Annotated in this window: 16 protein-coding genes and 1 tRNA gene (1 of these 17 cut by a window edge); 5 read left to right on the top strand and 12 right to left on the bottom strand. The window is 32.5% G+C overall.

Translation table 11 applies throughout. The features are described from left to right. The 4 genes from AC1RRN_RS13530 to AC1RRN_RS13515 form a co-directional block, all read right to left on the bottom strand. A complete protein-coding gene (locus tag AC1RRN_RS13530; protein WP_492967786.1) occupies positions 1–1,332 on the bottom strand; it encodes a GDSL-type esterase/lipase family protein in 1,332 nt (443 codons plus the stop codon). A gap of 82 nt (positions 1,333–1,414) precedes the next feature. Continuing rightward, the gene (locus AC1RRN_RS13525; protein ID WP_492967785.1) at positions 1,415–2,899 is read right to left on the bottom strand and encodes an SGNH/GDSL hydrolase family protein; all 1,485 of its coding nucleotides are present in this window, start codon (positions 2,897–2,899) and stop codon (positions 1,415–1,417) included. 275 nt (positions 2,900–3,174) lie between these two features. Beyond that, the gene (locus AC1RRN_RS13520) at positions 3,175–4,236 is read right to left on the bottom strand and encodes an HmuY family protein (RefSeq protein WP_492967784.1); all 1,062 of its coding nucleotides are present in this window, start codon (positions 4,234–4,236) and stop codon (positions 3,175–3,177) included. Positions 4,237–4,253: 17 nt separating this feature from the next. Continuing rightward, positions 4,254–6,365: a TonB-dependent receptor plug domain-containing protein gene (locus AC1RRN_RS13515; RefSeq protein WP_492967783.1), complete on the bottom strand. Its 2,112-nt coding sequence runs from the start codon at positions 6,363–6,365 to the stop codon at positions 4,254–4,256. Between the two features lie 106 nt (positions 6,366–6,471). Here AC1RRN_RS13515 and AC1RRN_RS13510 point away from each other — a divergent pair, with 106 nt between their 5' ends. Then, entirely contained in the window at positions 6,472–7,374 is a 903-nt protein-coding gene (locus AC1RRN_RS13510; protein WP_492967782.1) for a DUF6607 family protein, read from the top strand. An 81-nt stretch (positions 7,375–7,455) separates the two neighbouring features. Here the strand turns inward: AC1RRN_RS13510 and AC1RRN_RS13505 are convergent, their stop codons facing one another. Beyond that, positions 7,456–8,166: a hypothetical protein gene (locus AC1RRN_RS13505; protein WP_492967781.1), complete on the bottom strand. Its 711-nt coding sequence runs from the start codon at positions 8,164–8,166 to the stop codon at positions 7,456–7,458. 338 nt (positions 8,167–8,504) lie between these two features. Then, positions 8,505–10,283, bottom strand: a complete 1,779-nt coding sequence (gene argS / locus AC1RRN_RS13500; protein ID WP_492967780.1) for an arginine--tRNA ligase — start codon at positions 10,281–10,283, stop codon at positions 8,505–8,507. Positions 10,284–10,608: 325 nt separating this feature from the next. On the opposite strand from argS, the gene AC1RRN_RS13495 reads away from it, so the two are divergent. Further along, positions 10,609–13,026 (top strand): TonB-dependent receptor, encoded by a 2,418-nt coding sequence (locus AC1RRN_RS13495; protein ID WP_492967779.1) that lies wholly within the window; start codon positions 10,609–10,611, stop codon positions 13,024–13,026. A 90-nt stretch (positions 13,027–13,116) separates the two neighbouring features. Here AC1RRN_RS13495 and AC1RRN_RS13490 read toward each other — a convergent pair whose 3' ends face one another. The 5 genes from AC1RRN_RS13490 to AC1RRN_RS13470 all read right to left on the bottom strand — a co-directional run bounded on the left by AC1RRN_RS13490 (position 13,117) and on the right by AC1RRN_RS13470 (position 17,618). Next, positions 13,117–13,788: a copper homeostasis protein CutC gene (locus AC1RRN_RS13490; protein WP_492967778.1), complete on the bottom strand. Its 672-nt coding sequence runs from the start codon at positions 13,786–13,788 to the stop codon at positions 13,117–13,119. A gap of 179 nt (positions 13,789–13,967) precedes the next feature. Next, on the bottom strand, positions 13,968–14,975 hold the full coding sequence (locus AC1RRN_RS13485) for a beta-ketoacyl-ACP synthase III (RefSeq protein ID WP_026982874.1): 1,008 nt from the start codon (positions 14,973–14,975) through the stop codon (positions 13,968–13,970). Between the two features lie 370 nt (positions 14,976–15,345). Further along, entirely contained in the window at positions 15,346–16,296 is a 951-nt protein-coding gene (locus tag AC1RRN_RS13480) for an ABC transporter ATP-binding protein (protein ID WP_492967799.1), read from the bottom strand. A gap of 105 nt (positions 16,297–16,401) precedes the next feature. Continuing rightward, entirely contained in the window at positions 16,402–17,097 is a 696-nt protein-coding gene (locus AC1RRN_RS13475; protein ID WP_492967777.1) for a YiaD family glycine zipper/OmpA-like lipoprotein, read from the bottom strand. Positions 17,098–17,114: 17 nt separating this feature from the next. Continuing rightward, entirely contained in the window at positions 17,115–17,618 is a 504-nt protein-coding gene (locus AC1RRN_RS13470) for a lipocalin family protein (RefSeq protein WP_492967776.1), read from the bottom strand. 202 nt (positions 17,619–17,820) lie between these two features. Here AC1RRN_RS13470 and htpG point away from each other — a divergent pair, with 202 nt between their 5' ends. The 3 genes from htpG to AC1RRN_RS13455 all read left to right on the top strand — a co-directional run bounded on the left by htpG (position 17,821) and on the right by AC1RRN_RS13455 (position 21,484). Then, positions 17,821–19,704: a molecular chaperone HtpG gene (htpG, locus tag AC1RRN_RS13465; RefSeq protein WP_492967775.1), complete on the top strand. Its 1,884-nt coding sequence runs from the start codon at positions 17,821–17,823 to the stop codon at positions 19,702–19,704. 118 nt (positions 19,705–19,822) lie between these two features. Beyond that, positions 19,823–20,635, top strand: a complete 813-nt coding sequence (locus AC1RRN_RS13460) for a hypothetical protein (protein ID WP_492967774.1) — start codon at positions 19,823–19,825, stop codon at positions 20,633–20,635. A gap of 132 nt (positions 20,636–20,767) precedes the next feature. Continuing rightward, positions 20,768–21,484 (top strand): DUF4369 domain-containing protein, encoded by a 717-nt coding sequence (locus tag AC1RRN_RS13455; RefSeq protein WP_492967773.1) that lies wholly within the window; start codon positions 20,768–20,770, stop codon positions 21,482–21,484. Positions 21,485–21,663: 179 nt separating this feature from the next. On the opposite strand, the gene AC1RRN_RS13450 is transcribed toward AC1RRN_RS13455, so the two are convergent. Then, positions 21,664–21,686: transfer RNA gene (locus tag AC1RRN_RS13450), tRNA-Thr, on the bottom strand; it runs 151 nt beyond the window's last position.

Raw genomic sequence — 21,686 nt, 5'->3', positions numbered from 1 at the left:
TTAATTTTTTAATTTAAAATTATCGTATGCTTTTAAAAACGCCTGTGTAAACAAGTTTCCTTGTTTTTCATATCCTTTTTTAGAATAATGAACATAATCCGGACCAATTATTTTTTCTGCTTTTAATTGTCGAACACCTTCCATCCCACCAAATTCATCATATAAATCCCAAACTGCAAAACCATCTTCTTTTGCAATTCCGAGGATACTTTTTGCATAATCATGAACGTAAATATTAGGTCTTCTTGCTTTTAGGAAAGAAGGTGGCGGCGTCATCACAATTATAGGAACATTGATATTTTGCTCTTTTATATTTTTTATAAACTGGCGTAATTCTTTGATATAGGCCGAAGCTTCCATATGATCATAGCTTTCGTTTGTTCCTAGCGAAAAAACCAGCAAATCCGGATGCAAAGCTTTTAATTGCTCAAAGAATAACGGATATTTATTATAATCTGAATATTTTGCTCCGTTTACACCAATACTGCTATAAAGTACTCCCGGCGCATCTTTCTCTAAAACAATTCCGTTTAATTCAAATTTCGTCGCCTCTTTATTCGGAATCAAAAAGATTTTATCTAATGCTTTTTCAGAATTGTAATAATGACAAAATGAATCTGATTCTACATTTAAAGAAACAAACGCTGAACTTTTAATTGTTTTTGGTTTTGTTTCATTCGTTGGAATTTTTAATGTTCTTCCGGCGCGAATATTGTTTGATTTTAATCTGTTTGCGCTTTTTATTTCAGCAACCGAAATATTATATTTATCTGCAATTGTTGAAATTGCTTCTCCTTTTTTTATTTTATGCGTAATTACTTTTCGCTCTGTCGACTGAATAATATTGGTTTGAGACGATGTTGCCAAATCAAACATATTCTGGTTTTGAGGCGTGATAATCTTAATTGTATTGAACTTGTAAGCAGGATCTTTTACATTCAGTTCCACTGCAAAACCGTCATTGTCTCTCCAAAGTCCAATTCCGCTCAAACCAACCGGATAATTTTTATGCGGGTGAATATTTCGATAACTTTCCCAGGTTCGGTTTGATCGGAAACGTTCATTATAAGATCCGTTTGTTTTGGCCAATTGATAAGGAAAAACCAAACCTCGTCCTGCGTTTCCAAATCGTTGCTGCAGGTTTTTTCTAATTTCATTGGTCATTAAATCACCCTGAATATGAGAATCGCCAATATGAACAATATTTATCTTCTGACTTTTCTGGCTTTCATTTTCATTTAATTTTTGAAAAATCCTTTCTAATGCTTTTGCGTTATAAATCTTATCATCAGAAAAAGAATCAACTGTGGTTGTATCAATTTTACTACTCATAGGCTTGGTTATTGGAAGCGGGACTGTCTTCTGAATCTTATCATTTGGCGATAAAAAGAGACAACAAAAGAAAATAATTAGTTTATTCATTTACACTATCTTTTTTTACAGAAACGGAATCTGTGTTTGTTTTTCGTGCTGCTCTTTGCTGACGAGAAACGGTGTCACGTTTCTCTCGCAATATTTTATATTCTTCGTAACCTTTATTTAACTGATCGTATAATAATCTTCCGATAGCCTTCGCTCCGCGTTGATTAAAATGCGTATAATCTTTATTGGCTCTTGCAGGCGTTTCATCAACCCATTTTACCATAGAACCGTCACCGCCCATTAACGTATACAAATTCACAAAACCAGATTCTGATTCTAAAGCATATCTTTTTTGCGCCTTCATTAAAGGAACAACGGCTGAATCTGTTTTCATTTCCAGATCATATTTCGTTGATTTATCAGCAGTCGAAACAATCAGAATAGAAACTCCGGGAAAAGATTCTCTTATTTTATTCACAGCTTTTTTCATTCCTTTTTCATACCAATAATAATTTTTGGTACCATAATTCAAAACGTTGGTTCCGTAATGCAGGACAACCAAATCATATTTTAAATTATTATTGAAAGCTCTCATTACATCGGCATCAAACATTGAAATTGGGAGGCCCGAATTTCCTCTTTGCGAAAAATTATCTACGTGAACTCCACTTCCATTATCGAAATTAAATCCATAAATAGGAATAGAATCGGCATGGACAAAATTGGCTTTGAATGCTTTTATACTTCCTGAAGTTACTTTTAGGCTGTTAACCAAATTACCTGGAACAAGATTTTTTCGAAGTGTGTCTTTACCAATAATAAAGTTTACATTTCCTCTCTTAGCTGATTTTCCGTAAAACAATACCGGATTGTCTAAAGTCGTAGAATATTTATTCGTTCCTGCTTCGTATTGCACCCAGGTTGCATTGGTTTTATCGTTTGCAAAAAACACATGACCATTTACTCCGAAAGGACTTATTGGTCTTTTTACATTTAAATACGATTGTGTTTTCCAGTTTTTAGAATAAACTGATTTTACTGAACCACGCGATGCGGCAGATTCTGAAGTTATTGATACAAATCCAACTCCATTTCCTCCAAAGCGTTCCTGATAATTGGTTCTTACGTCCTGAACAATTAAATCGCCATCCGTCATAGAGTCGCTATAATAAGCGATTCGGACTTTAGATTGTGGATTTTTTTCCAATTGATATAACTTTTCGTAAAAAGAAACCAGATATTGATATCCTTTATAGTTTTCAAAAGTTTCTGATGGAAATTCAATTCCTTCTGTATCTTCAAAAACAATTTCTTTCTGTGCTTCCTCTTGTTCTGCCTGAGCAATACTATCACTTTCCAAAGACAAAGAGTCATTAGCAACCGACTCTAAAAGTAAACTATCAATTAATACATTTTTAGAATCTATTTTACTATCCGAAAAGATTTTATCCGGTAAAACTTGTTTGAATCCAATAAAGGCGATGAATGCCAGTGCGACAATTGCGAAAGACTGAAAAAAATAGGACTTTGTATTCACTTATTACTTATAATTTGAAGAATGGCTTGGACTGAAAAATATTAAAATTTCCTGTTAATTCCATATTAAAAAAACATGTGCAAAGATAGGGTTAAACATTAATTTACAACCCTTTTTAACATTAAAATAAAAAACAAAAAAAGAGGTTAGATTTTATCTAACCTCTCTCAAAAAAAATAAAAAAACAAAGCTAATGATTAACTAATTTTTAATTCGGAATTGTTTCAGAGTTTGAATTATTCCTGTAATTTTTTTAATGATTTTTTGATCTGTTTTTATTTTAATATTGCATATTCTAAAGTAGTATTCCCTCTTAAACCTGCATCATTTGTCATAGCAAGGAATTTAACTTTGTAGTAATTTCCAACTGCATCTTTAACAACATAAAAACGATCTGTTCTAATACTTGGCAATGAAGTTGGTCCACCACCATTTCTCCAGTTTGCTCCAATTACTCTTTGATCTGTTGCAGAAACAGTAAAGTTTGCTTCAACTACATCTGCTTTTACAAAAGCTTCGTAAGTTTTAACAGAAGTTAATACCTGGTATACTTGTGTTCCTCCTTTTGAGTTTGTAGTAATAAAATCAGCATAACCGTATGTTACCTCGCCGCTACCCATGTTTAAGTAATTCGTAAAAGTGGTGAAATTTAAATCCCATTTCGCTTTTGCAGGTTCAACTGAAACAGTATTGCCTGAAGTTAAACTAAAAAATGTGAAATTAAAATCAGCATCTTTTGAGATTGTTTTCTCTGTAAAAGTTGCAGAAGTTAAGTCAGCGTATTGAATTTTATATCCATTTCCACTTCTTAAGATTCTAACTTTTTTCCATCCTCTTGCTTCTCCATCAACACTAACTGAACCAACAGCTGGCTGAGTAGTAGAAACTGCAGATCCAAGATTTACTAAGTATACTTTGTTATCAGCATCTGTAGCAGAAATTTCTGCAATTGCTGTTCCTGTTAAAACTCCATTTGGATGATCAACAAATCCATTAGAAGCAAGAGTTTCACCAGCTCCAACTGAAACATTTGCATCACTTGCCTGAGATAAAGTAATGTCTGAAGTAGCAAGCTTTTTAACAGCCATTTTAATTGAACCGTTGATGATTACTCTAAATTCTGAACCAGTAGAAAATCCGAAATCCCAAGAAGCTCTGTTTACTGATTTAGTTTCTGCAGCACTTAAATCAAGATATAATTGATTTGGTTGGTTTGGCCCACCAACAGAAGTCTTCAAAGTTTCTCCCACCGTTGGGATTTCAACTTTAGTATCCTCATCACTTGAACATGATGCTAATGATAGTAACGCGATTGATAAAAATAATAACTTTTTCATTGTATGTGTATTTATATTTAAAGATTAAGGTTATATGCTAATTTCAAAAAATAGGAACGCCCGTAGGCAAGCATTACTTCGCCAGATCCTGCATGCCCTGCAGCACTACCGGTTCCCGTTTGAGTTACATTCGTTACGTCAAGAATATTTCTTGCACCAACCGTTACTTCAAAATGATCTTTGAAGAAGTTTTGGCGAATAGAAGCATCGAGCCAATTACTTGGGTCAATTTCAGATAAAACATAAGATGAGCTACCCGCAATATATTGCTGTGTTTTACCATTATACTTATAGTATGCTGACATAATCGTTTTCCATTTTGGAAGCGTATATGAAAAACTGGCATTTAAATTAAAAGAATAAAGAAATTTATCATCTGAAGTAAATTCCAGATTTTCAAGTTTCTGAGAAATTCCAATTAGTGCCGCTCCAAAATTAAAAGTGAAATTGTCTTTTTTCAATTGATTCATTGTAGAGAAATTCCACATCTTATATTTACTGATGTTGATATATTGATATTCCGGATTTCCAGTATCTGGATTGAATCTTACCAAAGCCATTCCGATTCGGTCATCAACATTTAAATAACTTCCGGCAAATGTGTTTGAAAGTTGCAATCCTGAAGAAAATAATGTCATTTTCTTCAGACTTGTTTCATATGAAGTACTTGTTTCCGGAATTAAATTCTCATTTCCGGTAAAAAAGTGTCCGTCAAAAATTTGTTTTGAATACAATTCATCAAAAGTTGGCGTTCTGAAAGAGTTTCCATAAGAACCGCGAAGTTCAATTCCTTTATCAAACAAATATCTTAACCCTAAAGAAGAAGCATATTGATTATCAAACTGAGACTGAGCAGAAAATCTTATTCCTGGTCTTATAGAAAATTTATGAGTTGCCATAATCTCAGAAGAAGCAAAGAAATCATAGTTTTCAAGCGTTTTGCGAACCGGACTAAAAATATTATTTGCTTCCTGAACTAAAGAATAACCACGATTGTTTACGAATTCATACCCTAATTGAAGATCGATTGTTTTATCTGAAAAGAAGTTGTTCAAAGTTCCTGTAGAATAAAGAACTTCCATTGACTGGTCTTTCACAGTAACATTCATGCTTTCTGTTTTAGTAGACAAATTATATCTAAAATCTTCAACATCACGCGCTTGTTTTTGATGAGAAAGCGAAACATTATAATTCAATTGCGAGAACAATCTACCTGTAGCATTTAAGTTATGAAAATACCTGTTTGTAAAATACCTGCTATCTTCGCCATAACGATAAGAGCCTAATATATCATTATATCCAGATTGTACAGTACTGTTATAATAATCTACATCTTCATCCAAAAATTCAAATTTATAAAAGAAACGAAAGCTATTTTTTTGATATGCGATGGTCGCCGTACCATTTAATTGTTCTTTCGGGAGCCATCTGTAACCACGCGTACCATCATTTTGAGCATAATTTACCCCGTTCTTATCATCTAAAAAACCCTGAAAATCGTTACGATTAATTCCGGCCGATACGTACCAATTATTGTTGAATGAATGCGTAACCCTGAAAGATTGGATATGACGTCCTTTATCAAAAAGAGCATATTCATTATTAACCGTTTCTTCCTGAACGTACGCCGTAATTCCCCACTTATATTTTGAATTTTTCTTTGTAATGATATTTAAAACACCACTTACCGCATTGGCTCCGTAACTAACTCCCATTGAACCTTCAACAATTTCAATATGATCTACATCATTAAGGTTAATTTGTGATAAGTCTATATTATTCCCCAGACCTGCCTCATTTATCAAAGGAACATTATCAACCAAAATCTTAAAATATTGCGCATCTAAACCAAATAAAGAAACTGTAGATCTCCCGCTTGTTCCGCTTGGAGTTACGGTAATATTTAAATATTGATTTAAAACATCAGATAAATTATTTGCAGCTAAATTTTGAATATCCTGGTTTGAAATAACACGAACATTAAATACTGATTTTTTTATGGATTGAGGTTCGAACTGTCCAGTAACAACAACCTCTGAAAGTTTATTTACAGCTGTAGTATCTTTCTTCTGGGCAAAAGAAATTTGATAAAAAAGTATCGCTATAAAAAGAGTAATTTTAATTTTCATTATTTTTATTAAGTCTGAATAAGACCGCAAATATAATAACTATTTTTATTTGTTCTAAATAAAATTTATATATTTGCAAAAAATTTTTAAAACAAAACAATAAGTTATGATTACAAAAAGCCTCTATTTTTCGGCCGTAATGGCTTTGACTTGTACTCTTGGTTTTAGCCAGGATAAAAAGCAGCAAGACATTAAATCAATAAAATCAATGTGTGGTTGTTACGAAGTGAAATTTAATTTTACTGAAACTTTTTCATATCCAAAAGACACTCTTACGTACAAACCGTCAGAAACTAAACATGAGTCTGCTTTAGAATGGGTTGATTTATTAGAAGATACGCCAAACAAAATTGTGATGCAGCACCTATTAATAGTAAGTGATGATATGATTATCAAACACTGGAGACAAGACTGGCTTTTTGAAAACACAGACTTATATTCATTCGATAAAGCAACATCGTGGAAATACAAAAAATTAGACAAGAAAGCTGTTAAAGGACAGTGGACTCAAAAAGTATATCAGGTAGATGATAGTCCAAGATACGAAGGATCATCAACCTGGGTACATGTTGACGGAAAAGATTATTGGGCAAACGTTGCTGATGCTCCTCTACCAAGAAGAGAACAAACGAAACGTAATGATTATAATGTTTTAAAAAGAAGAAACATTCATGAAATTACCTCAACTGGATGGAATCATGAGCAAGACAATGACAAATTAGTTAGAGATGACAGCGGAAAAGATGTATTGTTAGCACAAGAAAAAGGATTTGATGTTTATACTAAAGTTCCGGATATTAAATGTGCTGCTGCTCAAAAATGGTGGAAAGAAAATAATGCCCTATGGAAAAATGTTCGTGACAAATGGCAAACGCTGTTTGACAGACATCAAGACTTAAACTTAGAAGCTAAAGTGGATAGAAAAGCTTTGTATTCTCTTTTGTTTGATTTAAAACCAGACACTTCAAAAGCAGAAACAGACAAAATTATCGATAAGTTCGTAAAATAAAAATGGTTTGTGTTAGTTGTAAAAAAGCCGATAGTTTTAATGCTATCGGCTTTTTTTTATTCTATATATTTTAAACAAGTATTATTTTGACTCTACACACTCAGAGTAAGAAACAACATGTTTTGTTAAATCTGTCCACTTAGGCTCAGGATTTGCAGAAATTACTTTTTCACAGCTACCCCATAATGGTGCAAATTCTTTTTTATACTCTTTTTTCTTTAATAAAACTGCTGGCGCATCTTTTTTAGCTACATAGTAAGATTTTGCATCTCCTCCAACAAATTTAACTCCACCAACTCCTAATGAAGTAGTTTCTTTTGCATGTGGATCACAGTATATTTTGCACTCTTTACTAAATCCCGGGTTTAAGAGTTGCATTAATAATTTTTCTTTTTTCTTTTTGATTTGTACATCAGCAGTTTCAAAATAGGCGTAACCTTCTTTTATGTACTCTTGGTTCAATTTATCATCGCTCCATTTTTGAAAATCAGAAATAAAATCTAAGCTTTTAGTTAAATTATCAAGTCCGCTTGGTGGCAAGTACATAAACTTAATATCTTCTGGTTTTAGTTTGTGTTTTTTTCCTGCTGCGTCTTGTAATTTAATATACTCAATTAATCCTTTTTCTCTATCAATATCTTTGATAGTTCCGTTAATTTCTGTACCATCTGCCAAAGTAATGTAGGCTGTTTTACTGTGAGAGAATCCATAAGAAGGAGAAACTAAATCTTGTGCATTCATTGTACTAAGCGCAAATAAAAATGCCAGTACGAAAAGAGGTTTTTTAATCATTTTGTTCATGTTTTTGGTTTTGCTTACTCTTACGATTTTCAGCTTCCTCGATTATTTTAAATCATAAAAGATCTGGGGATCTCCTCTGTTTATTGGCTTTTCAGAATATTTTTATAAATCATTTTCTTACTGTAAACATAAGTATAATATTAACATTTACAAATCTAAAGTCATTTTTTTTAGAAGAAAATTCAGTCTAACAAATCCTTAACCTATTCATCATATTAATTTTATTCGTTGATTGTAAAGATTTATATTTCTCAATTTTTGCCAAATATTACGCATAAAAAAAGAGCCGATAAAAAATTATCGGCTCTTTACTTTTTATAATTAAACGTTTACATTCTCTCCGGAACTTCGATTCCTAATAATGTAAATGCAGACTTAATAACCTCAGCAACTTTTTGCGAAAGCTGCACTCTGAAAATCTTTTTAGTTAAATCAACTTCTCCTAAAATATGCACCGACTGATAAAATGAATTGTATTCTTTTACCAAATCATAAGTATAATTGGCGAGCAAAGCCGGACTGTGATTTTGTGCTGCATTCTGAATTACTTCTGGGAAAAGTTCGATTTGTTTCACCAATTCTTTTTCTTTTTCGTGAAGCTCTTCGGTATTTGTTGTTGCAGAAAAATCAAAATCAGCTTTACGGATTATCGATTGAATTCTCGCATATGTATATTGTATAAACGGCCCTGTATTTCCGGCAAAATCAACAGATTCTTCCGGATTAAACAAAATACGTTTTTTAGGATCTACTTTTAAAATATAATATTTTAAAGCTCCTAAACCTATTGTTTTATAAAGTTTAGCTTTTTCTTCTGTAGAATAATAATCTAGTTTTCCTAACTCTTCAGAAATTCTTTTAGCCGTATCAGTCATATCCTGCATCAAATCATCGGCATCAACGACAGTTCCTTCACGACTTTTCATTTTCCCTGAAGGCAAATCAACCATTCCGTATGATAAATGATATAAGCTTGAAGCCCAGTCAAAACCTAATTTTTTCAGAATTAAAAATAATACTTTAAAATGATAATCTTGTTCGTTTCCAACGGTATAAACCATCCCACCAACATCTGGCATGTCTTTCACACGCTGAATTGCAGTTCCAATATCTTGTGTCATATAAACCGCAGTTCCGTCAGAACGCAAAACGATTTTACGATCTAAACCTTCATCGGTTAAATCTATCCAAACTGAACCATCAGGATCTTTTTCAAAAACACCTTTATCAAGTCCAACCTGAACAACATCTTTTCCTAATAAATACGTATTACTTTCGTAGTAATATTTATCAAAATTAACTCCAAGATTAGTATAAGTTGTTGCAAAACCATCATAAACCCATTGGTTCATCATTTTCCAAAGCTCAATTACTTTTTCATCACCAGCTTCCCATTTCTTAAGCATATCTTGTGCTTCAACAATAATAGGTGCTTGTTTTTTTGCTTCTTCCTCAGTTTTACCGGTTTCTATTAATTGGTTAATTTCTGCTTTATAAGCTTTATCAAACTCCACATAATATTTACCAACTAATTTATCTCCTTTTAAATTTGAACTTTCAGGAGTTTCTCCATTTCCGAATTTCTCCCAGGCCAACATCGATTTACAGATATGAATTCCACGATCGTTGATGATTTGCGTTTTGTATACTTTTTTACCTGAAGCTTTAATAATTTCAGCAACAGAATATCCTAACAAATTGTTACGAACGTGACCTAAATGTAAAGGTTTATTGGTATTTGGCGAAGAATATTCCACCATTATAGCTTTATCCTCTGGATTTGGGGTTACGTACCCAAACTTTGTATTGTCTTTTATTTCATTAAAGAAATTCAAATAATAACTATCTGCAATTACAATATTCAGAAAACCTGAAACCACATTAAAGCGGGCAACTTCAGAAACATTTTCAACTAAATAATTCCCGATTTTATTTCCAAGTTCGCCAGGATTGCTTTTGATTACTTTCAATAATGGAAAAATTACCATTGTAATATCCCCTTCAAACTCTTTTCTGGTTGTTTGAAATTCGATTTTATCAACAGTAACATCAAATAATGCTTGTATTGCTTTTTGTATTGAAGGTGTAAGAATTTGTGATAATGACATGTAAACTTATTTTAAAGTGAGCAAAGATACTGCTTATTCGTCAATTACAGAAAATGAAAAACATATAAAATTGAATAAAACGCTTAGAATTTCTTAAAAAGTATTTGGTTTTGAATGTTAAAATTATCAAAAAATTAAAACGCTAATCTCCTATAAAACAGCACAAATAAAATAAAAAAGATATTTTTTTGGTTTTTCCTTGTAACATATCAACAATAAAAGAGTCTTAATAGGAACTTTGAATTCATTTAAAGCCAAAAAAAATCTAACAAAAACAAAAAAACAATCATCATCAATCAAATCAAAATAATCAACTAGCACTATTATGAAATTAAAATTCTTTCTGTTCGCATTACTAGGAGTAATTGCAACAGCTCAGGCCCAGAACACAGGAACAGTGTCGGGAAAAATCTCCGAAAAATCGAATAACGCACCAATTTCTTACGCAACAGTTTCTATCAAAGACAACGGAAAAGTAGTTTCAGGAGTCAATACAGATGACAATGGAGACTTTACAATTAAAAATTTAGCTTTAAAAAGTTATACAATCGAGATTCAATATATTGGATTTAGAAAATACATTGGTTCTGTAATTTTAAGCGACAATAAAAAAACGGCAACTGTTAATGTTTCTCTTGAAGAAGAAGCTACTCAGCTTAAAGGTGTAAACATAGTTGCTGAACGTTCTACAATGGAACAAAAAATTGACCGAAAAGTAATTACTGTCGGAAAAGATTTAACAACTGCCGGAGCTTCTGCATCTGATATTATGAGCAACATTCCGTCAGTAAACGTAGATCAGGACGGAAAACTTTCACTTCGTGGAAATGACAATGTACGTGTATTAATTGACGGAAGACCTTCAAATATTGATCCTGCTCAATTGTTAAAACAAATTCCATCGACTTCTATCAAAAAAATTGAGTTGATTACAAATCCAAGTGCAAAATACAATCCGGAAGGAATGTCAGGTATCATCAACATCATTTTGCACAAAAATGCTAACACTGGTTTCAACGGAAGCTACAGTGGTGGTATTACTTTTGGAGACACTGCAAAATACAATCAATCATTAGATTTGAATTATAAAACCGGGAAAGTAAACTTTTTTGGAAATGCTGGACAAAATTTTGGTACATATTATAATGAAGGTCATATCGTAAGATTAGATCAGCCGGTTAATCAAAATTTAGATATTTCGAATGATAATGATAACTACTTGTATAAAGTGGGTATGGATTATTTAATCAATGATCACAATACGTTGTCTTTTTATACCAATCAAAATAAATCGACCGGAACCGGAATTGTATTAACCGATATTGATTACAATAATGGTGATCCAAATATTTTGAACATCTATCAGAATTCAAGATACCATGGTCCAAGTAAAACCGGAACTTACAATTTAGCCTACAAACATATCTTTAAAAAAGAAGGACATACTTTAGATTTTGAAGGAAACTATAGTGATACTAAAGTAAGTCAAGATGCAAGTTTCGACACGCAAACAACACGACCAGACAATTCAACAAATGATATCGTTTATAGTGATTTTATTGGTGACAAAAGAAAATTAAGCACAATCAATGTTGATTACGTAAATCCGTTAAACGACAAAACGACTCTTGAAGCTGGTGCTGAAGCCAGAATAACAAGATCAAACAATGATTATACCACTGGAAATCCTTTAGTTGCTACTGAAGACCAAGTTTCTAACTATACTTATGATACAGATATTTATTCAGCTTACGTAACTTTTGGTCAGAAATTCAAAAAATTCAGTTACCAATTAGGAACTCGTTTTGAGAGCTATAAAGTTGCTGCAAACTTAAATCATGGTGAAACAAAATTTGATGATGATTATATCACATTATATCCTTCAGCCTATTTAACTTATAATCTGAATGAAAAAAATGTATTGCAATTAAGCTACAGCCGTCGTGTTGACCGCCCAAGTTTAGAGCAGACAAAACCTATTCGTGAGTTTTCTACTCCGTTAGTAACATCATACGGAAATCCTGAATTAAGACCTCAGTTTACAAACTCTGTAGAAGTAAATTACACTAAAACTCTTGAAAAAGGAAGTGTAACAGCGGGTGTTTTCGTAAGAAGCATTAATGATCAGATCAGCAGAACATTAAGTCCTGATCCTAATGATCCTTCAGGATACAAACAAATTTTAAGTTTCACGAATTATGACCACAATAGTGCTTATGGTTTTGATTTATCTCTTAATTATAAAATTGCAAAATGGTGGGATATCCAACCATCTATTGATTTTTCAAGCATAAAACAAGAAGGTGTTGTTTTTGAATTTGATCCGGCAACAAGCACAAGTTCGCCACTTCAAAGAAGTGTTACAACTTCAGCATTTAATGCTCGTATGAATTCAAATTTCAAACCTACAAAACGTTTAAGCTTTTTATTATTCGGTTTTTTCAGAGGACCAGTTAATGAGATTCAACAAAAAAGAAATGAAATGTACAAAATGGACATTGGTTCGCGTTATACATTGTTAGACAACAAGATGAACATTAGTGTACGTTTTAATGACGTTTTCAATACGATGAAATATTCTTTTGACGGAATTTATCCTTATCCGCAAACAGGTGAGTTTAGATGGGAAAGTCAAACGGTTTATGTTGGTTTAACCTACAACTTTGGTGGAGGAAAAATCAAAAATTTACAACGTAAACAAAGAGAAGATAACACTAACAAAGGTGGTGGTGGAATGTTTTAATCCCGCTTTTATTAGTAGATTTTAATAGTTCTTGTAGAAAAAGAAAGCCTAGAGTATGCCAACTCCAGGCTTTCTTATTTTATATCCTGATTATAAAAAATTTCGCAATTCTTTAATTTCTTCCGGATTTGCAGTTTCCGTATTATCTGTTATTGCCGATGAATGATAAAATGTTGGCTCGAGTTTATCCTGCAATAATTTAATATTAGAGGATCGCAAACCTCCACCAGGCATAATTTCAATTCGGTCTTTGGCCCATTTTTGAATTTTTTCTAAATCAAATATTCCTTCTTCAACATTTATTCCCTGACCAGAAGTGAGTATTGCATTAAATCCGCAGTCAATTACATCTTTAAGAGATTTTTTGACATCTTTTACAACATCAAAAGCACGATGAAAGGTACATGAAAGTGGATGCGCTAAATCGACTAGTTCTTTATTTCGTCTTTTATTTATATTTCCATTTTCTTTTAAAATTCCAAACACAAAACCATCAACTCCAAGTTTTTTAAATTGTTTGATGTCTTGTTTCATTTCAACAAACTCATCATCTGTATAAACAAAGTCTCCACCTCGAGGTCTTATAATAACGTGCATTTTTATAGATAACTTTTCGCGTACTCTAACTGCCAAAATCGGATTTGGTGTAGTTCCGCCAAGTTTCATATTATCACATAATTCGATTCGGTCCGCACCATTTTCCTGAGCGATTATTGCCGATTCGTAATTAAAACATGCTATTTCAAGTTGATTTTTTTTCATTTTGATTATAATCTATTTTCTCATAGTTTGTCATTGCGAGGAACAAAGCAATCTCATTTTTAATTAGTAACGTAATATTAGCTGTGAGATTGCTTTGTTCCCCTCAATGACAGTACTAAAGTATAAAAAAACCTGCTCTTAACAGAGCAGGTTTTAAATATAATGCAAGATGAATTAATTTACCATTTAATAATAGCACTCGCCCAAGTGAATCCACTTCCGAAAGCGGCTAAAACAACTGTGTCTCCAGATTTGATTTTTCCTTGTTCCCAAGCTTCTGTCAAAGCGATTGGAATCGATGCTGCAGTTGTGTTTCCGTATTTTTGAATATTATTATGCACCTGATCATCAGACAATTTAAATTTATTCTGAATGAACTGTGAAATTCTCAAATTTGCCTGATGCGGAATCAACATATCAATGTCTGAAACTTGTAAACCGTTTGCTTCTAAACCTTCATTGATTACTTCAGCAAAACGAACTACTGCATTTTTAAATACAAATTGTCCGTTCATGTACGGATAATAACTTTCGTCATTCGGATCATTATCAGCAATAATATCGGTTACCCAACGTGCTCCCATTCCCGGTGCCTGTAATGCTAATTCTTCAGCATGTTGCCCTTCTGAATGCAAATGAGTTGATAAAATTCCTTTTGTCAAGTCTTCTTCACGACTTAAAACAGCCGCTCCTGCTCCATCACCAAAAATTACCGAAACTCCACGCCCGCGTGTTGTCATATCCAATCCGGTTGAATGTACCTCCGAACCAATTACCAAAATATTTTTATACATTCCGGTTTTAATATATTGATCTGCAACAGAAATTGCATAAACAAAACCTGAACATTGGTTTCTAACGTCTAGTGCTCCAACTGTTCTTAATCCTAAATCACGTTGTACTAAAACTCCAGGACCTGGAAAATAGTAATCCGGACTTAATGTAGCAAAAACTACAAAATCAATATCTTCTTTGGCTACGCCAGAACGTTCTATTGCAATTTTAGCTGCTTTTACTCCCATTGAAGTTGTGGTATCCTCTCCACGAATGATGTGTCTGCGCTCCTGAATTCCGGTTCTTTCCTGAATCCATTCGTCATTGGTATCAATTAATTTAGACAAATCATCGTTGGTCACAACATTTGAAGGAACATAATATCCTAAGCCCGCTATTTTTGAATGATACATATTCTTTTATTATTTGTTAAAAAATTGGATTGCAAATTTAAGTATACTTTAAAACATAAGCGTACAAATTACTATTTTTTTCGTTATTAGCAATTTAATATAGTTTAATTATATATTAGATAATGTTCTTTTATTAATTGAAAAAACAGTTTTTACAGCAAAAACCTGAAAAGTATTAAAAGAGAAGAAAATTAATGTAACGTTATTCTAGTACTTTAATTAACCATTTTAAATACCATTTTCAAACTCATAAAATTCTAATTATAAATTAGACATAAAAAACAAACCCGACAGGTTTCAAAACTTGTCGGGTTTGCTATTTTAAAAAGTCAGAGAATTATCTAATTATCCAAATTGAGACATTTTCTCATTACAGATAATTTAATCCTAAGAAAATTTCTTGTTCCAATGGCAAATCAATTTCACTTTCAAAAAAGATTAATTGCCTTTTATAAACGGTTTCGATCAGATAATGATTTCCTCTAAAATAAGTTCTTCTGATTTTAACCGGCAACTTAGATTCCGTAAGCATTTTAAGCTGATGCGGATATACTAATGTCTTATGAGTTTCATCTTCATAATCAAGCAATAAATGAGTTGGTATTTCATTTACTTCACCAAATAACGAAGCGACATATTTAGTTTCAGGATCTTCGTAAATCTTTGTCGGATTATCTTTTACAATAATTTCGCCATTACGCATTACAATCGCTTCATCAGCAAATGATAATGCATCTGTACTATCGTGTGTTGCGATGATACAGGTAATTCCTTTTTGTTTTAAATATCGGAACAAATTTCTACGTAAAGCATTTTTACGAAAAGCATCAATTTGACTAAACGGTTCGTCAAGTAAAATCACTTCCGGTTCTAAGGCTAAAACGCGAACTAACGCTACACGCTGTTGTTGTCCTCCACTTAAAAATTTAGCTTTTACATTAGAGAACTGTTCCATTTCTACCATCTCCAATAATTCCTGGACACGTAGTTTTTTCATGTTGGCAAAACCATTCGATAGAAATTTTCCAACATTTTCAGCAACCGTTTCATAGGGAGACAAGTCAAAATCCTGTGCCAAATATTTCATATAGGGCATTCCCGGAATCAAATTATATTTTGGTCCTAAAATTGGTTTTTCATTATAAAAAATCTTGCCTTCATCTAAATCATACAAGCCGTACATTAGCTTAAGAAGCGTACTTTTTCCGCAGCCACTTTCGCCAATAATAGCAATGTTTTCACCTTTATTTATAGTAAATGAAACGTCTTTAATAACGGGTTTATCGGTATATGAAAAAGAAATATTCTGAATGTCGAGCATGGGTTGTATTTGAAAGTCCAAATTTACAATGTTTAAATTCTAATGTCAAAAAAAAAGCTGCTTCAATTAAGAAACAGCTTTTAATTTTTTTTATTGTATTCGAAACTATTTACCAGCTTCAGTTTTTGCATCATTTACCATTTTGTCATTTGCTGTAATAGCAAACTCAACACGACGGTTTTGGCTTCTTCCTTCGGCAGTATCATTTGTAGCAATAGGATCAGCAATTCCTAAACCTGAAGTTTTGAAACGGCTTGATTTTAAACCTTTCGAAACTAAATAAGCTTGTACAGATGCAGCTCTTTGTCCTGAAAGTGTTAAATTGTATTCTGGTTTTCCTGTATTATCAGTGTAACCAAAAATTTGAATATCAGTATCACCGTACTCAGAGAATACAGGAATCAATTTATCTAAATTTGCTTTTGCAGTAGAAGTAAGAGTTGATTTGTTAGTATCAAAACGAACTGCATTTTCGTTCAAAGTTAAGTGAATTCCTTCACCTACTCTTTCAACATCAGCACCTGGAAGCGCCTGATCGATTTCACGGGCTTGCTTGTCCATTTTATTTCCAATAAGCGCTCCTGTTCCACCACCAACGGCAGCACCAATTGCAGCACCTAAAGCAGCGTTTCCGCCTTTTCCTAAATTATTTCCTAAAATACCACCAATAAGACCACCGGCAACTACTCCAATTCCGGCTCCTTTTTGTGTGTTATTTGCATTTTTAACTGAATCGCAGCTTGTAAAAAAACTAACTAATACAAGTAAACTACTCAACCCTAAAACTGTTATCTTTTTCATGTGTATATATTTTAATATTAATTGGCTCTTTGAAATTGGTAAGTAACATCTTTAGTTTGTCCGCCTACATTAATGTTGTCTATTAATTGAAATGAATTATCACTCAAACCTGCAACTTTTAATAAATATCCTTCCTTAACATTTTTTGATTTTGTTCCCGGATTGACAATTTTCAGTACAAAAAGACCTTGATTATTGATACTCCATACAATTGGAGAAGTAAATGCCGTACAACTTGGTGCGGTTAATGTCATTGTACCTTTATTATTATTTGAAATAAAATTCCAGGTACTACCTATGAAACATTTAGAATCTGCAAGATCAAATGAATTGACTTTTATATAATCAGAACCCGGATAAGATACATTGGTAAGAACCCAATTTCCTTTGATAGCTACTTGAGTCGATTTATCAAGTTTAGTTGAAAGCGTTGGTGCTTCTGTAGAAGCAGTTGTAGACGAAGCTGATTTACACGCGAATACCATCGTGGCGATCATGCACATGAAAATGATTTTCTTCATTTGGACATTTTTTAAGTTAATACTTACACCTTTAACAATTAGTGTACCACAAATATACGATTCATTGAAATATTAACAGTTCCAAAATCTAATTATTTTCTTTCAAAATTAACACTTCGGTCATTTTGTCACCCAAAAAACAATTGGTATTCTATTTGAAGGAATGACAATCATCACATTAAACTAAAAAAATAAATAAAATATGACAACAGGTAAAATTAATGTTTCAGTAGAAAACATCTTTCCCTTAATCAAAAAGTTCTTGTACAGCGATCACGAAATCTTTTTACGTGAGCTGGTTTCAAACGGAACCGATGCTACTTTAAAATTAAAACACCTTATTAGCATTGGCGAAGCTAAAGTTGAATACGGAAATCCGGTTATTGAAATCAAAGTTGATAAAGAAGGTAAAAAAATCCATATTATCGACCAAGGTTTGGGTATGACTGCTGATGAAGTAGAAAAATACATCAATCAGGTTGCTTTTTCAGGAGCTGAAGAATTCCTTGATAAATACAAAGATTCTGCTAAAGATTCTGGAATTATTGGCCACTTTGGTCTTGGTTTCTATTCTGCTTTTATGGTTGCTGAGAAAGTAGAAATTATTACAAAATCATACAAAGACGAACCAGCAGCACACTGGACTTGCGATGGAAGCCCTGAATTTACTTTAGAGCCGGCTGACAAAACTTCACGTGGTACAGAAATCATTCTTCATATTGCGGAAGATTCTCTTGAATTTTTAGAAGATTCAAAAATTGCAGGATTATTGAATAAGTATAACAAGTTTATGCCTATTCCAATTAAATTCGGAACAAAAACAGAAACACTTCCAAAACCGGAAGATGCTCCTGAAGATTATATCAATGAAACTATTGAAGTTGATAACATCATCAACAATCCAAACCCAGCTTGGACAAAACAACCAACTGAATTATCTGATGAAGATTACAAAAACTTCTACAGAGAATTGTATCCAATGCAGTTTGAAGAGCCTTTATTCAACATTCATTTGAATGTAGATTACCCTTTCAACTTAACTGGAATTTTGTATTTCCCTAAATTAGGAACAGATATGCAAATCCAGAAAGATAAAATTCAATTGTACCAAAACCAAGTATATGTTACTGATAACGTAGAAGGAATTGTACCTGAATTTTTGACTATGTTAAAAGGTGTAATTGATTCTCCGGATATTCCTTTGAATGTTTCTCGTTCAGGTTTACAGGCAGATGGTGCAGTTAAAAAAATCTCAAACTATATTACTCGTAAAGTTGCTGATAAATTAAAAGCTTTATTTAATGAAAACCGTGCTGATTTTGAAGCAAAATGGAACGATATCAAAATTGTTTTAGAGTACGGAATGCTTTCTGAAGATAAATTCTACGAAAAAGCTGGTGCCTTTGTGTTGTACCCAACGGTAGATGACACTTACTTTACTTTAGAAGAATTAAAAGAGAAATTAAAAGAAAACCAAACTGATAAAGACGGAAAATTGGTAGTTCTTTATGCTGGAAACAAAGATGCTCAACACTCTTATATTGAAACAGCAAAAGAAAAAGGATACGAAGTATTGCTTTTAGATTCTCCGATTATCTCGCATTTGATCCAAAAAATTGAAGGCGATAATAAAGATGTAACTTTCGTGCGTGTGGATTCTGATCATATTGATAACTTAATCAAAAAAGACGAAAACACAATTTCTAAATTATCTGATGAAGAAAAAGAAACGCTTAAAACTTCATTAGAAGCTTACATTCCAAAAGCATATTCTGTGCAATTAGAAGCTATGGACAGTCAGGCAGCTCCGTTCATCATCACGCAACCAGAATTTATGCGTAGAATGAAAGAAATGAGTCAATCTGGTGGTGGCGGAATGTTTGGAATGGGTAACATGCCTGAAATGTACAATTTAGTAGTTAACACTAACTCTGCTTTGGCAACAAACATTTTGAATACAGAAGACAAAACTCATCAGGAACACTTGGTAAAACAAGCTTTAGACTTAGCAAAATTATCGCAAAACCTATTAAAAGGTGAAGCTTTAACTGCTTTTGTAAAAAGAAGTTTCGAAATGATTAAATAAGATTTTCAAAAAAAAATAATTTTAAAATCCTGTGGGTCTGACTCACAGGATTTTTTTATTGTAATTCATTTTTTTTATTACATTTGAATGCCTTTAATCTAACTTAAAAAAAACTACTATGAAAAAAACAGCTTTTTTACTTGTAAGCATTTGCGCTACAGCGTTAATTTATGTTTCATGTTCAAATGACAATGTTGCCAATCAAACTGACACTACGTCTGTAGCTGCTTCTGTTGCAATTGATGCAGCAAACGAGATGGATATTAACACTGGTTTACGTGTTACAAACAGTTCACCAACAGCAAAACAAACTGAAACTCCAGCTGGAGTTTGTGCAACAGTTACAGTATCAGGAACCACATATCCAAAAGTATTTACAGTTGACTATGGAACAGCAGGTTGCGCAGATAATCAACTTACAAGAAAAGGAAAACTAAAAATTACACTTTCAGGACCAATTATTACTACAGGAAGCAAATTGACTATCGAAAGAATAGATTATTCTATTAACGGAATAAAACTGGAAGGAACAATTGAATATACCAACACTACAACGGTTCCAACTGTACCACAATGGACCAGAAAAGTAACTAACGGAAAATTTACTGATCTTCAGGGAAAAGTTTACACGAATTCAGGAACACATACTGTAAAACAAACAGCAGGTGTTGATACTCCTTATGTCCTAGAAGATAACGTTTATGAAATGACAGAAGGAAATCATACTGTAACTACAGATAAAGGAGCGACATTGACTCTGACAGTTCAGGAAACATTGGTTAAAAAATATTCTTGTGTTTATATTTCGAAAGGAAAACTAAAAATAGAAGGCGGATTTCTAAAAGGAGTTATTGACTATGGAAACAATGATTGTGACAACAAATTCACGTATACACATGAAACAGGAGTAAGCTATAATTTATCAATGTAAAAAGCTCATTTTTATAAAAATACAGTAATCCCAATTTAGAAATAGATTGGGATTTATTTTTTATTAAAATTTAAAGTACGAATCATTACATTCAAACTATTTTCTTTATTTTGCACCAAAATCTAAAAACCAATGAAAAAATCAATTATTGCTTTTGTTGCACTTGCCCTATTCGCATCATGTAGCAAAAAAGAATCTGCTGACAACCTGCACATCACAGGAAACATTAAAGGATTAAAGAACGGGACTTTATATATTCAAAGAATTGTTGACACATCGCTTGTTGCAATTGACAGTATTAAAATTGATGGAAACTCAGCTTTTGAGCGTGATATCAAATTAGAATCTCCAGAAATGCTTTATTTATTCCTGGATCGTGGAGTAACCAACTCAATGGACAACAATATTTTATTTTTTGCAGAACCTGGAAACATCAATATCGAGACTAATTTAGATAATTTTATTTACGGTGCTAAAATCACCGGTTCTAAAAATCAGGAATTATACGAAGAATACAAAAAAATAAATTCTCGTTTTAATGATGAAAACCTTGCAATGGTAGAACCAAGATTTAAAGCCATTAAAAGACAAGATCAAAAAGCCATTGATAGTCTGGATGCAAAACAACAATCTAACATCAAAAGAAAATATTTATATGCTACAAACTTTGCGATTAACCACAAAGATTACGAAATAGCACCTTATATTGCTTTAGCTGAAATATATGATATCAACGTTAAGTTTCTTGATACCATTCAAAAATCAATGACTCCAAAAGTAGCAAAGTCACTTTACGGAAAAAAGCTAACCAAATATGTTGCTGAAGTTAAAAAGCAAGAACAAAAATAGTTTTCACCATAAAAAAAGCCTTGAATATTTTCAGGGCTTTTTTTATGCAAAGAAATTCCAAAATTGAAGTCCCAAATTCCAATCATAAATATTGATCGAATTTGGGACTTCAATTTTATTTTTTTTTTAAAGTTTGAATCAAAAAAAAACCACCACTAAAAAGTGATGGTTTCATGTTGAGCCGGCGGAGGGACTCGAACCC

Source organism: Flavobacterium sp. GW821-FHT11G01, assembly GCF_058808175.1.
Note: the sequence above shows the minus strand (reverse complement) of the source record. Positions and strands in the feature narration are given on the sequence as shown.

What these genes read in the sequence shown, in the direction of transcription:
- AC1RRN_RS13490 (WP_492967778.1), bottom strand. Translation starts at nt 13,788, where the DNA reads ATGAAAAAAAATCAACTTGAAATAGCATGTTTTAATTACGAATCGGCA.
- argS (WP_492967780.1), bottom strand. Translation starts at nt 10,283, where the DNA reads ATGTCATTATCACAAATTCTTACACCTTCAATACAAAAAGCAATACAA.
- AC1RRN_RS13475 (WP_492967777.1), bottom strand. Translation starts at nt 17,097, where the DNA reads ATGAAAAAGATAACAGTTTTAGGGTTGAGTAGTTTACTTGTATTAGTT.
- AC1RRN_RS13505 (WP_492967781.1), bottom strand. Translation starts at nt 8,166, where the DNA reads ATGATTAAAAAACCTCTTTTCGTACTGGCATTTTTATTTGCGCTTAGT.
- AC1RRN_RS13520 (WP_492967784.1), bottom strand. Translation starts at nt 4,236, where the DNA reads ATGAAAAAGTTATTATTTTTATCAATCGCGTTACTATCATTAGCATCA.
- AC1RRN_RS13470 (WP_492967776.1), bottom strand. Translation starts at nt 17,618, where the DNA reads ATGAAGAAAATCATTTTCATGTGCATGATCGCCACGATGGTATTCGCG.
- AC1RRN_RS13510 (WP_492967782.1), top strand. Translation starts at nt 6,472, where the DNA reads ATGATTACAAAAAGCCTCTATTTTTCGGCCGTAATGGCTTTGACTTGT.
- AC1RRN_RS13495 (WP_492967779.1), top strand. Translation starts at nt 10,609, where the DNA reads ATGAAATTAAAATTCTTTCTGTTCGCATTACTAGGAGTAATTGCAACA.
- AC1RRN_RS13485 (WP_026982874.1), bottom strand. Translation starts at nt 14,975, where the DNA reads ATGTATCATTCAAAAATAGCGGGCTTAGGATATTATGTTCCTTCAAAT.
- htpG (WP_492967775.1), top strand. Translation starts at nt 17,821, where the DNA reads ATGACAACAGGTAAAATTAATGTTTCAGTAGAAAACATCTTTCCCTTA.
- AC1RRN_RS13460 (WP_492967774.1), top strand. Translation starts at nt 19,823, where the DNA reads ATGAAAAAAACAGCTTTTTTACTTGTAAGCATTTGCGCTACAGCGTTA.
- AC1RRN_RS13455 (WP_492967773.1), top strand. Translation starts at nt 20,768, where the DNA reads ATGAAAAAATCAATTATTGCTTTTGTTGCACTTGCCCTATTCGCATCA.
- AC1RRN_RS13480 (WP_492967799.1), bottom strand. Translation starts at nt 16,296, where the DNA reads ATGCTCGACATTCAGAATATTTCTTTTTCATATACCGATAAACCCGTT.
- AC1RRN_RS13530 (WP_492967786.1), bottom strand. Translation starts at nt 1,332, where the DNA reads ATGAGTAGTAAAATTGATACAACCACAGTTGATTCTTTTTCTGATGAT.
- AC1RRN_RS13515 (WP_492967783.1), bottom strand. Translation starts at nt 6,365, where the DNA reads ATGAAAATTAAAATTACTCTTTTTATAGCGATACTTTTTTATCAAATT.